This is a genomic window from Flammeovirga aprica JL-4, from assembly GCF_012844305.1.
In the GTDB taxonomy this organism is placed as follows: Bacteria; Bacteroidota; Bacteroidia; order Cytophagales; family Flammeovirgaceae; genus Flammeovirga; species Flammeovirga aprica.
The window spans coordinates 11,314-23,722 of record NZ_JABANE010000022.1 but is presented as its reverse complement, the minus strand read 5'-3'; the positions used below and the strand labels follow the sequence as shown (position 1 = coordinate 23,722).

General features: G+C 36.5%; 9 protein-coding genes and 2 tRNA genes. 9 read left to right on the top strand and 2 right to left on the bottom strand.

Going from position 1 to position 12,409, the window contains the following annotated elements; all coding sequences use genetic code 11:
* The first annotated feature begins 9 nt into the window (after window positions 1-9).
* From HHU12_RS10070 to HHU12_RS10060, 3 genes are all read left to right on the top strand, one after another.
* Window positions 10-1,194 (top strand): hypothetical protein, encoded by a 1,185-nt coding sequence (locus HHU12_RS10070; RefSeq protein ID WP_169656612.1) that lies wholly within the window; start codon window positions 10-12, stop codon window positions 1,192-1,194.
* A 201-nt stretch (window positions 1,195-1,395) separates the two neighbouring features.
* The gene (gene ccsA, locus HHU12_RS10065) at window positions 1,396-3,987 is read left to right on the top strand and encodes a cytochrome c biogenesis protein CcsA (protein WP_169656611.1); all 2,592 of its coding nucleotides are present in this window, start codon (window positions 1,396-1,398) and stop codon (window positions 3,985-3,987) included.
* Window positions 3,988-4,140: 153 nt separating this feature from the next.
* The gene (locus HHU12_RS10060) at window positions 4,141-4,620 is read left to right on the top strand and encodes a hypothetical protein (protein ID WP_169656610.1); all 480 of its coding nucleotides are present in this window, start codon (window positions 4,141-4,143) and stop codon (window positions 4,618-4,620) included.
* Window positions 4,621-4,684: 64 nt separating this feature from the next.
* On the opposite strand, the gene HHU12_RS10055 is transcribed toward HHU12_RS10060, so the two are convergent.
* A complete protein-coding gene (locus tag HHU12_RS10055; RefSeq protein WP_169656609.1) occupies window positions 4,685-5,659 on the bottom strand; it encodes a vWA domain-containing protein in 975 nt (324 codons plus the stop codon).
* A 246-nt stretch (window positions 5,660-5,905) separates the two neighbouring features.
* On the opposite strand from HHU12_RS10055, the gene HHU12_RS10050 reads away from it, so the two are divergent.
* The 6 genes from HHU12_RS10050 (at window position 5,906) to HHU12_RS10025 (ending at window position 10,313) form a co-directional block, all read left to right on the top strand.
* Window positions 5,906-5,990: transfer RNA gene (locus HHU12_RS10050), tRNA-Ser, on the top strand.
* 7 nt (window positions 5,991-5,997) lie between these two features.
* Window positions 5,998-6,072, top strand: a tRNA-Pro gene (locus tag HHU12_RS10045).
* 165 nt (window positions 6,073-6,237) lie between these two features.
* Window positions 6,238-7,932, top strand: coding sequence for an ArnT family glycosyltransferase (locus HHU12_RS10040; RefSeq protein WP_169656608.1), 1,695 nt, complete (start codon window positions 6,238-6,240; stop codon window positions 7,930-7,932).
* Window positions 7,907-8,593: a phosphatase PAP2 family protein gene (locus HHU12_RS10035; RefSeq protein ID WP_169656607.1), complete on the top strand. Its 687-nt coding sequence runs from the start codon at window positions 7,907-7,909 to the stop codon at window positions 8,591-8,593. Before HHU12_RS10040 ends, HHU12_RS10035 begins: the two co-directional genes overlap by 26 nt.
* 101 nt (window positions 8,594-8,694) lie before the next feature.
* Window positions 8,695-9,576 (top strand): diacylglycerol/lipid kinase family protein, encoded by an 882-nt coding sequence (locus HHU12_RS10030; RefSeq protein ID WP_169656606.1) that lies wholly within the window; start codon window positions 8,695-8,697, stop codon window positions 9,574-9,576.
* A gap of 59 nt (window positions 9,577-9,635) precedes the next feature.
* Window positions 9,636-10,313, top strand: a complete 678-nt coding sequence (locus tag HHU12_RS10025) for a phosphatase PAP2 family protein (protein WP_169656605.1) — start codon at window positions 9,636-9,638, stop codon at window positions 10,311-10,313.
* A 101-nt stretch (window positions 10,314-10,414) separates the two neighbouring features.
* Here HHU12_RS10025 and HHU12_RS10020 read toward each other — a convergent pair whose 3' ends face one another.
* Window positions 10,415-12,286, bottom strand: coding sequence for an LTA synthase family protein (locus HHU12_RS10020; protein WP_169656604.1), 1,872 nt, complete (start codon window positions 12,284-12,286; stop codon window positions 10,415-10,417).
* Between the last annotated feature and the right edge of the window lie 123 nt (window positions 12,287-12,409).

Here is a 12,409-nt window from a genome sequence, read left to right as displayed (position 1 = left end):
AACATTAGAATGACCGTCAACACACTGCAAAAATATACAATAGGCTACGCAGCAAAGAAAGAAGAGGTATCCAAATACTGGGTGGATGACCTTAGTGATGACAGCCTGCAAATAGGTGCCGTTTATACTGATGAGTTAATCAATTCTGAACAGGAACTCAATATTTCTACTGCTTTTAAAGAAAGTCATAAACCTCAAATGGCTTTGAAAAATGCAGCAAAAGTGATCAAGGAAAATACCGGTGATCATTACGCTTTGGTTTATATCAAGGACCGTAGAATGTGGCATACCCGCAGTGGTGACATCCGTGTTTTCGTTTTCAGACAAGGTCGTTTCTTATCTCCTCCTCATCATAAAGCCACTTCTGTTTCTACTCCTTTTCTTCTGAAAGAGGAAGATCAATTGATTTTAGCTACCTCTTCATTGTTATTTGACAATGATCCTAAAATATTAAAAGAGATTTTCCACTCTTCTCTGCCACAGGAAATTGCTGAGAAATTGCTTGCCACGGGAACACCCGCCGGTGAAAACTCTATCTGTGCGATTCTTCCTTGTGAATTTTTAAGGGACAACACACCTTCTCGTGATAGAATGAAGGTGCTTGAAGAAGTTTTTCCTTTTGAAAAAGAGGCTGAAGCAAGACTAGCAAATCCAAATCAGCAACGTAATACCATTTACAATTTTGCAGGATTTGTGCTTTTTACTCTTCTTGTCATTTTTATGTATAATAAGAACAAGTCGAACTGGGAGGAAGAAATCACACTCAAACAACAGGAAATTGCACAGCTTCAGAAACAGCTGAACAAAGCAAATGATAAGATCAGTTCTTACGATAATTACCAAAAACTGCACACTAAGTCTATTGCTGAAAGAAATTTTGATGCTTTTGACAGCGAAAGATACCGTATGTATGCACTTTTCAGAGACGTTAGAAATAAGTTTGACAGAAATCAGGTAGCTGAAAAATTCAACATCTATAATCCACTGGCCATTGAAGCTAAAGTGGTGATGGGTGAGAATTGGTTTATTATTCCTGTGAAAGGATCCCACCTTGTTCAGAAAGGAGAAACCTTGAAAAAAATTGCATCTCTTTATTATGATAATTCAAAAGAAGGCATTCAACTTATACAGCAATTTAATCCGCAAGTAGTTGAAGGTCACTCTATTTTCCTTCCCTTTGAGAAAGAAAAGTAGAACATGACGTAGTCTTTATTTTGATAAAAAATAAAACAATACTGCACCACAAACGCTTACCGGCATACAGCTTTGCTACTTCAATTCAATATTAAAAATCAAAAGGAACGTTAATACACTCATTCCATTAGGGGTTAACTAACCTCTTTCGTAATTTTGCGTGCAGGTTAACAACCACCTACATTTCAAACAAAATTCACAATGATCCACTCGTTTATAGGAAACTTAGGACACACATCAATCATTGTAGCATTTGTCGCGGCAATTCTCTCGGCAATTGCATACAGACTTTCTGCTATAGAAAATAACTCGGTTGAAAAGAATCAATGGCTAAAACTAGCCAGGGGAACATTCTTCCTTCATGGGTTCTCGATCTTCAGTATAGTATGTATTTTATTTTATATGATTTTCAATCATTATTATGAATACCACTATGTTTGGAGTCACTCTTCAGATAATTTACCAGCTTATTATATAGTATCCAGTTTCTGGGAAGGTCAAGAAGGTAGTTTCTTGGTTTGGGCTTTCTGGCATGTATTAGTAAGTATTTTTGTCATCAAAAAAGGTGATCAATGGGAAGGTAATGTAATGTTTATTATTGCAGCCGTTCAAGCTTTCTTAATGTCAATGGTATTGGGAATTGATGTTTTCGGCAGCAAAATCGGTTCTTCTCCCTTCATTTTATTAAGAGATGCAATTGAAGCACCTGTTTTTGCAAGCAATCCTAATTTCGTTCCCGAAGATGGTACTGGATTGAATCCATTACTTCAAAATATTTGGATGGTGATTCACCCTCCTACCCTTTTCCTTGGTTTTGCATTGACCATTGTTCCATTCGCTTATGTGATTGCGGCATTGATTCAAAAGCAATATTCTGAGTGGGTAAAACCTGCTATGGGATGGGTAGTTTTAGCCGTTTCCGTTTTAGGATTAGGTATCATGATGGGTGCTTACTGGGCCTATGAAACACTAAACTTTGGTGGATATTGGAACTGGGACCCTGTAGAGAATGCAGTGTATGTGCCTTGGCTTATTTTATTGGCTGGCCTTCACCTTATGATCATTCAACATAAGAGTCATACCGCTTTAAAAACAAGTATGGTCTTGGTAGTAACAGCCTTTATCCTTGTTTTATATTCTACTTTCTTAACAAGAAGTGGTGTACTAGGAGAAGCCTCTGTTCACTCATTTACAGATTTAGGCTTATCAGGACAGTTATTATTATACCTTGTCTTCTTTACAGCAATTGCCATTGTTCTATTCGCCATACGATGGAGCAAGATGCCAAAAGATGAAGATGAACCAAGTGTATACAGCAGTGAATTCTGGTTCTTTATTGGTGCCGCTACTTTAACATTAATGAGTTTCCAAGTATTGGTACCTACTTCAATCCCTGCCTGGAATGCATTGGTTTCTAACTTCGGAATTCAATCCAACCTAGCTCCTCCAGCAGATGCCGTAGCTTTCTACACGAAATTCCAACTTTGGTTTGCGGTAGCGGTAGCTATTATTTCTGGTACTACCCAATATTTCTTCTGGGTAAGAATTGATAAGAAAAACATTTGGAATACTTTATCTGTCCCTTACGTAATCACTTTATTAGGGGCTGCGACACTTATCGTTTTAGGTAATGTATACCAACCGCATTATATTGTTTTACTGACAGCAGCAATTTTCTCTTTAGTGGCCAATATTCAGGTATTGTTCCAGTTTGTTAAAATGAAAATGGCTATTTCAGGTGGTGCTGTATCACATATTGGCGCTGCATTGATGCTATTGGGTATCTTAAGTTCAAGTGGATTTGAAAAAGTCGTTTCATTAAACCTTTCAGGAAAAATTTACAACAGTGAATTCCCTGAGGAAATGAACAAGGAAAATGTATTGCTTTTCAGAGGTCAGCCTAAGAAAATGGACCGCTACCTACTTACTTATAAAGGTCCACGTTTGACTTCAAGAGATCTTCCTGGGTATTTCGATAAAGAAAAAGTAAGACAGAAAATCAACGACCCTTACCGTGCCATAGTAATGGAAGATATTATTTCCAACGGTGAAACAATTGCAAAAGCAGGTGATGATATTCAGATCTACAATGAAAATATCTATTACGAAATAGAGTATACTGACGATAAAGGAAAATCATTCTCTTTATACCCAAGAGTGCAGGACAACGAACAGATGGGCCCTATTCCATCTCCGGATATTGCCTCTTTCTGGAATAAAGATATGTATACGCACATCACAAACCTTGCGGTGGATGATGAAGAAATAGAGTGGAGCCCTGAGGAATCATTAAGCATGTCGCTTGGTGACACAGTTTTCTTAAATGACTATGTAGTAATCTTTGACGGCGTAAAACCGCTTGACAAGGCTCCTGGATATGTCATCAAAGATGATGATGTAGCATTGCAAGCTAATCTTAGAGTTCTGGTTGGAAATGGTAGAAGTATTGACCTGAAACCTTCTTATATTCTTACTAAAGTAAAAAGAATGGGAATGGGTGGTGTAACTGAAGACTGGGACGCTGGTATTATTTCCGACACCAACAGAGAGCTTGGTTTGAGAATAGCATTGAAGGAAATCAAACCGAAGGAAAATAAGTTTGTTTTCGCTGCAGAAACTACTCAGAAAGACTGGGTAATTATGAAGGCTGTTGAAAAGCCGTTTATCAACTTACTTTGGATAGGTACTATTTTACTGACCATTGGTACTATTATGTCTACTGTAAGAAGGTTTAAAATGAGTAAGACAAGTGCTAATCAACCGAAGTTAAAAGAAAAAGAGCTTCAATATTAGTACGTTTTTTGTAATAAATTAAAGAGGTAAATCATAACACATTTAGAGGGTTAGATTTACCTCTTTTTTATAAATGGTTATTAATTCCTTACATACTAAAACTATACTTCATTAAATAACGTTTAAATTTCTTAACTATTTATCTCACTAAATATGAATGCTGAAGAACAACAACTAACATGGAAAAGCGGAACTTTCAGTCATAAAATCAAAGTATATGAAGATAATAATCTCATAGGTTCCCTTGACATGAGTATGATGTCTAAAAACTCTAAAGTGACATTATACAATAACTCATTTTGCATCGAAAATAAAAGTATCTGGAACAGTGACTCAAGAATTGTAGACCTCAACACCAATGATGTGATCGGGGAAATGATCTACACAAAATTGTTGGGCAAGGCCAAAATTACTCTAGATGGAAAATCTTATAAATGGAAATCAAAAGATATTTACACCTCAAAATGGGACCTGATCGATGATCATGAAAGGGTATATGCCTCCTATCATTCTGCACAGACTTCTGGTAGAATCAACATCACTACACCCCACCCCACACTCATTCTAATAGGCTTGTATTCTTATGTTTACATGAATCAAGTCAGTATGCTTTCCGCCGCCGGTATCGTATAAAAAAAATCCCTTTGACTGTAAAAAAACAATCAAAGGGATTTTTTCTTTGGCTTAAAATTAAAAACTAAATCTTAATTACTCTTACAGCTAAAATCACATCCAAACCTAACAACAACAATGCGATTGCTAAGAAGTAATAGTACTTATTGGCTGTCACATCCGCCATTTTTGCACCTTTCAATTCTCCTTCAATTTTGTTGATAGAACTGATCAGGCGGTTAATATCGTTTTGCTTGTCGCTGATTTCAAAATACTCTCCACCAGTCACATTCGCGAGTCTTTCCAAAGAAGAGGAATTTAATTTTGTAATGATGTCATTCCCCATTTTATCTCTCTTGAAACGGTAACCCGCAGGAATTTTTGATCCTGTTTCAGTACCAATACCCATAGTGAACAGCTTCACTTCCTGATTTTTGATCTCTTTGACCATTTCCTCTGTGTCCTCACCAAAATCTTCACCATCGCTGACTAGAATAATCACCTTAGAAGCCTTCTTAGCAGAAGGAACTCCCTCTTCAGCGTCTTCTAGCTTGCTGATAGCCATTTCAAGCGGTGGACCGAAGTCAGTACCCGAATTAGAGATCAATGAAGTAGACATCGTCTCTATAAACATATTCAAGGCGTTGCCGTCATAGGTTAACGGGCATTGTAAAAAGGCATCACTTGTAAATACAATCAACCCTATACGGTCAGAATTGAACGACTTTACAATTTGTTTCAGTTCAAATTTTAATTTCGCTAAGCGTGAGGGTCTGATGTCCGTTGCATCCATTGACTTTGACAAATCCACACAGATGTAAATATCTTTACTGACTGCCTTCACTTCTTTTTTCATTTCACCAAAAGAAGGTCCCAACAACGCCACTATAAAAAGCCCAAAATAAATTGTTCTTATTATTAGCTTATAAAGCGTTGCTCCACCTTTTGCTCTAAAAGATTTACGTGCTCTTAGAATTCTATAAAGATAGAGGCAATAAAACAGGAAAAATACTGCAATCAGTGCAAATTCTAACCCTCCGAGTTCCCTTGCTAACGTCATACTTTATGTAAATAGAATAAACTTGTTCATTAATATCGCCTGCTAATTTAAAAGATTTATTGATGCAATAGAATAGGTAAAAGAAAATTGTACTTTTTACTCATTGAATATCAGATTAATGCATAAATCCTAAATTTAATTAACACTTTTTTATGGATTTCAATTTGGAATAATGGAATTTGACCGCTTATATTTGCATCGCATTAAACGGAAAGGGCGTCAGAAATGACAAACAAAATCGTTAATGGAGAGTTGCCAGAGTGGTTAATGGAGCGGTTTGCTAAACCGTCATCGGGAAACCGATGCATGGGTTCGAATCCCATACTCTCCGCATCGTTCGGGATGTAGCACAGTCCGGTTAGTGTACCTGGTTTGGGACCAGGGGGTCGCAGGTTCGAATCCTGCCATCCCGACAAAAGAGACCTTCTAATTTTTGAAGGTCTCTTTTTTTTGTTCACAATTATTACTCTGGATTAATATTCAACTGCTTCTATTTTTCATAAACTTCATTCCTGCTTCATTCGCAGTTAAAGCTTTTACCCGACATTTACCCACAGAAACAAACAATTCAATTCAAATTGAAGCAGAAACATTTTATTATACTACTGTTAGGAGTCTTGAGCGTAAATGCCTTCGGACTTTTCAATGACGTTTTTGATGTGGACTCCGCTTTATACGCTTCCATTTCAAAACATATTGTTGTTACCAGCGACTACATTAACCTCATTGTTCAGGAAAAGGATTGGTTAGATAAGCCTCATTTTCCTTTTTGGGTGTGTGCTATATCCATGAATATTTTTGGGATCAATGGCTTTGCCTACAAGCTTCCCTCATTTATATTCTTCTGTATAGGCCTTTGGTATACTTATAAGTTAGCAGAAGTACTATACAATAAGAAAATAGCACAGTATAGCGTCCTGATTACGGGTACCGCTCTTCACATAATGCTATCTAATAATGATGTCAGAGCTGAGACGATTTTATTAGGTTTAATTATGGGCGGCATCTACCACCTGTACCAGTTTTCCAATAAGAATATCATCCTTCATCTGTTTGCAGGCGCTCTATTTTCGGCATTTGCAGTAATGACAAAAGGAATTTTCATTCTTATTATACTTTATTCTGCCATTTGGGGAGATCTTATTTTAAGGAATAAATGGAAAAGCATTCTCCACTTCAGGTGGCTGTTGGTTTTATTTCTCACCTTAATATTTACCCTTCCTGAAATTTACGCTTTGTATGTTCAGTTCGATGCCCACCCTGAGAAAGTCGTTTTTGGCACCACCAATGTATCAGGAATTAAGTTTTTCTTCTGGGATAGTCAGTTTGGTCGCTTTTTCAATTCGGGGCCGATAAAAGGCGAAGGAGACCCCTTCTTTTTCCTTCATACTGTTTTGTGGGCATTTGCACCTTGGGTATTGATTGCATACTCAGGAATAATTGAAGCCGCTTACCAAAGAATAAAGAAAGGAATATCTGCTGATGAATACGTAACAGTATGTGGCTTCACCTTTATTTTCTTTATTTTCTCCATTTCCAAATTCCAGCTTCCACATTACACCAATATTGTTTTTCCACTTTTAGGTATTCATGCCGCCCATACCATTGTCAATTGGTCTGAAAAGAAAACGTGGATCAATAAAATAACCAAAATCAGTATACAGCTTTATGCCGGCTTATTCTTACTGGTCTGCATTGGTATTATGTCTTTTTATTTTAATGAGATCAACACGCTAGGCATTGCTCTGAGCATCGCTCTTTTGAGTTGTATTATTTTCTTTAAACTAAAAATAGCTGATAACATACAACAGAAGTTCATTGTAATGGGCGTAATAAGCAGTTTAATCTTAGGCACTTTTGTCCATGAAGTATTTTACAAAGACGTCCTCACTTATCAAGGAGGAGTAAATGCTGCTAGATACATCAATGATGAACATCAAGATAGAGAAGTGCACTTAGGGCTGGTCAGCTGGCCTGCTCAATTTTACTTAAAAGGAAATTACCGCACTCAAATTGAATTGAATACACTCAAAAACCAACCCATAGAAGACAGACCCTTACTTGTCGCTAACTCATCTCACATCAAAACACTTAGGGAAAATGACATTCCTTTCCGCTTAATAAAGAGATATGGATCTTTTCACATTACAACACTGAACGCTGAGTTCTTAAATGCTAATACTAGAGAAGCATCCTTAGACACACTATTAATTATAGACCTAAATACAAAACAATTTTTCAAAACAGATGAATACGAAGAAAAAAATCTATAACACGTTTGGGATTATCTTGCTATTTCTTATTATCCCAGTTGTTTTAGCGTTAGTGACAAAAGAAAGAGATACCGCTTGGATGGTACATTTATTAAATGACAACCATACCATAACATTGGATTATTTCTTTAAGTACATTACCAACCTTGGAGACGGAATATTTTTAATTCCACTTTTAGGGTTAGTATGGTTAGTTAAAAAGGAATATTGGCCTGTGCTTGTGATGTCTTCTGCCTTGCATGGCATTTTAGTAGCGGTGTTGAAGAGAGTAATTTTCACAGGAGATAATTTAAGTTTAAGGCCAGCAGGCAAATTCGGAGCTGAAAGTTTCCATCAAGTATTGGACGTACATTTTCACACCGTAAACAGTTTCCCTTCTGGTCACACCACTACTGGATTTGTAATTGGGGCTATAATTATCCTGCTTATTCCAAACTGGAAAGGAATTACAATAGGTATGCTTTATGGAATTGTAGTAGGTATTTCAAGAATGTACCTTGTACAGCACTTCTTTCTTGATGTAGCAGTAGGCAGTGTGTTAGGAATACTATCTGTAGTTATCAGTTTATACATTTGTGAGCGTTATTATTTATTGAAAGTAAAGCCATGGAAAAAAAATCTTCCATCGTTATTCCAACAACCTTCAATACAGAATATTTAACATCAGCAATAAATTTCAAAATAATCAACACCACAAGGTATTTAACTTTGTGGTGTTTTTTTATCACTTTTGTAGATTGAAATCAACCTATACCACAACAAATGAACAAAGCTGTATTGATAGCCAACCCTGTTTCAGGTAATGGAAAAGCGAAAAAAGCGGCAGAAGTGAGTGCCTCAATACTCAAAGAAAAACAGTTTGAAGTCAGTATTGAATACACTGAATATGCTGGTCATGCTACTTTGCTTTCTAAAAAATTTAGTAATGAGTTTGACATTATCATTGCAGTTGGTGGGGATGGCACAGTCAATGAAGTCGCTACAGGATTAGTAGACAGTCAATCCATATTAGGGATTATCCCTACAGGTTCTGGAAATGGACTAGCACGCCACTTGAAAATTCCTATGAATACGGTAAAAGCGGCTGAATGTATTGCTCAGAAAAAACTAATTCCTCTGGATGCACCTACGATTAATGGAAAGTACTTTTTCTGTACGGCAGGTGTAGGATTTGATGCTCACATTTCACATGTATTCGCTAAAATGGACGGTAGAGGTCTAAAAAACTATATCAAAGCCATTCTCAAAGAATATGGAAGCTATATTTCCGCCCACTATCAACTTCATTTAGATGGAAAAGATGCTGGAAAGAAACAGGCATTTGTCATGACTGTTGGGAATGCTGCTCAATATGGAAATGAAGCGTTTATAGCCCCTTCTGCAAAAGTAGGAGATCAACAACTAGAAATTACCATGCTTCCTGCTCCCAACCTTTTAAGAGGATTGTCTTGGGGGATACGTCTCTTTCTGAAGAGTATTGATAAAGATGCTTCTGTTTCTACTTTCAGTGGTAAAAATATTATTATCAACAGTACCGAAAAATCAGTAAATGGACATAGAGACGGCGAGCCTGACACATGGGAATATCCACTTGTTTTTAATGTTAAAGAACAAATAAAGGTGATTGGAAACAGTGATAATTAGAGACCAATTAATAATATTTAAATTATTATTCAATGGATCATCAAAAAAGATAAATACCTTTGAAGAAAAAAGAAGATCAGATGCAAGATAAAGAATCAAAAATACTACTCTATTCTACCTTGGCGATGCTTGTTCCTTTTATCATCTCCATCGTTACAAATGAAACTGCAACCGCTTGGTGCGTCCATTTTTTCAACGATATAAATACCCCTTTCTGGAACGCATTTTTTGCCTACGGAACGCATTTAGGAGATGGACTTGTTCTTATTCCTTTATTGTTTATTCTTCTTTGGCTGAAGAAAGAATATTGGAGTGTACTCGTTATGGCATCGGCTATTCATGGAATCATTGTTTACGTTGTTAAAGAACAGATTTTAAAAGGTACTGAGTTTGCATTACGTCCAGGTGGTTTGCATGGCACTGATGCGTTTAATCAAATAATGGATCATCATATTCACACCATAGATACATTCCCTTCTGGGCACACCACTACAGCTTTCGTGGTAGGCGGAATGTTTATCCTTATGCTTCCGAACTGGAAAGGTATTCTTATAGGGTTGAGTTATGGAATTATTATCGCTATTTCAAGAATGTATCTTGCTCAACACTTCCTTGTTGATGTTTCAGCGGGTGCTATTGTTGGTCTTCTGACGGTATGGTTTTCATGGACTATTGCAAAGAAGAAAAATTGGTTAAGGCTTAAACCTTGGGAGAAATCAAGTGCTGAACTAAAATAATTGACAACTAATTTTGGTTTAGGACTTTACATAAAAAATAAAAAAACACTCTGCTATTCCATTCGAGATAACAGAGTGTTTTTTTATAAACAGTACTAAGACTATTTTTTATCTTTTACGATCATGCGGTTTTCAATAGCTCTCTCTGAGTATTCTTGCATAATCCCCTGAGCTAATCGTTTTAATTTCTCTTCTTCCGGTAAGCCTGTCCCCTTCAAATCGTTCTCCTGCATTCTATCCGTTTTGAAATTATACATATAGTTTACTTTTTCTCCATCAAAACCTAATGTATAATCACCCTCCGTTACTTGGAAAACATTTGGTCCTAAGAAGTTCACTGCAAAATGCTGTTTTGTGGTATCGAGTGCTGAAGTACCAAAAGAAATATAATCTTGTTTTACGCCTAAATAATCAATCAACGTAGGGAAAATATCTATTTGCTGTGTGATGGTAGAGTCAATTCCCACAAAGCTTTCATCTCCTGGAGCATAATAAATGATAGGCACTTTAAATAAACCTAAGCTTGTATTATAATCTGGATAATACACTTGATTGGTATGGTCGGCTGTGATTACAAAAATTGTATTTTCAAACCAAGGCATTTTAGAAGCTGTCTCGAAGAAACGTTTTAAAGCATAATCGGTATACTGTGTACCTTTATTCAAAGGAAGCGGACCTCCTTTAAATACATCTTCGTATTCTTCAGGAATCTTGAATGGATGGTGAGAAGATAATGTAAATAAAGAAGTCACAAAAGGCTCTTCAAATGTATTCATGGTCTCAGCAAAATACTGAAGGAAGGGCTCATCCCAAATACCCCAAGTACCATCAAAATCATCATCATTGTCATATTCGGTCATGCCGAAATAATCATCAAAGCCAGCCAAGTTCATAAAAGCTCCAAAGCCCATTGATCCATTAGGTGCTCCATGGAAAAAAGCGGAATAATATCCTTCTTTCTTCAACACAGAAGCAATACTGTTTATTGAGTTGGTAGAATAATGCGAAAGCACGTAAGGGGAATAGAAACTTGGAATACTAGAAATTACCGAAGGTAAAGCGGAAATTGACTTTCTACCATTGGCAAATGCATTGACATATGCTTTTGAATGCTGTATCAAAGAATCAGTAAAAGGTGTATACCCCACGTAATTGGGATCCAATGGATCTTGATTCATTGCTGCAATATATTCTCGACCAAAACTCTCGATCACAATCGTCACCACATTCATTTTCTTTTGTGGTTTTTCCTGATCAGGATGATGATATGCCGAATATACTTCTGCTAATTCCTCCTTGGTAAAATAGTTGTGTTTGTGTGCTGTAGATTTATTGATCGTTCTCAACATAGAGAAAGGTGTATTCAGCACCACCGACATTTCTAATGGTTTTTTCACAAATTCCCCAGCATTATTCAATGAAATAGGGCGAGTAGTTCCATCAAAACCACCTCTTGCTCCGCCAGCTAAAAGACCGGCAAGGATGATAAAAAATACAGTATGTACTAAAGTGTACTGTATGACAGGCTTCTTATATCTCGGCTTTTTTAATACAATGGCATTATAGGCAAGTACAAATAAAAATAGAAGCACCACCCACGTTACCGTCATGTACCAGTAATCCACAAATAAGAAACGGAACAATAAAACGGCTCCATTTCCTTCATTAGAGAACTCTTGGAATATAGATGCTGTAGTTCTTTTGGATGTGAATTGGAAAAAAATAGTATCTGCCAAGTTCATCGCCAGAGTGATGGCATTTACTATAAATACTGAATACTTTATCACATTCTGATAGGTCTTATTATATCTCACTTGAGATGGAAATAAACCCATCAGAACAAATATTGCGTTTGTGTAAATCGCCGCAGGCAAATCAAATTTCACACCTCCTAAAAACAACGTACTGACATCAGCATCAGGAAAATAGGAACTATTGGTAAAGAAAAAGATAAATCGTGCAGCTGAGTACAAAATTAATATCAAACAAAATCTATAAATATTGACAAATAAAATATTTGTGGTTTTTCTAGGCATACGTTTAGTTCATTAATAATCATGCAAAGTTAAAAAAAAAGATGTCAGAAAATCAGTATT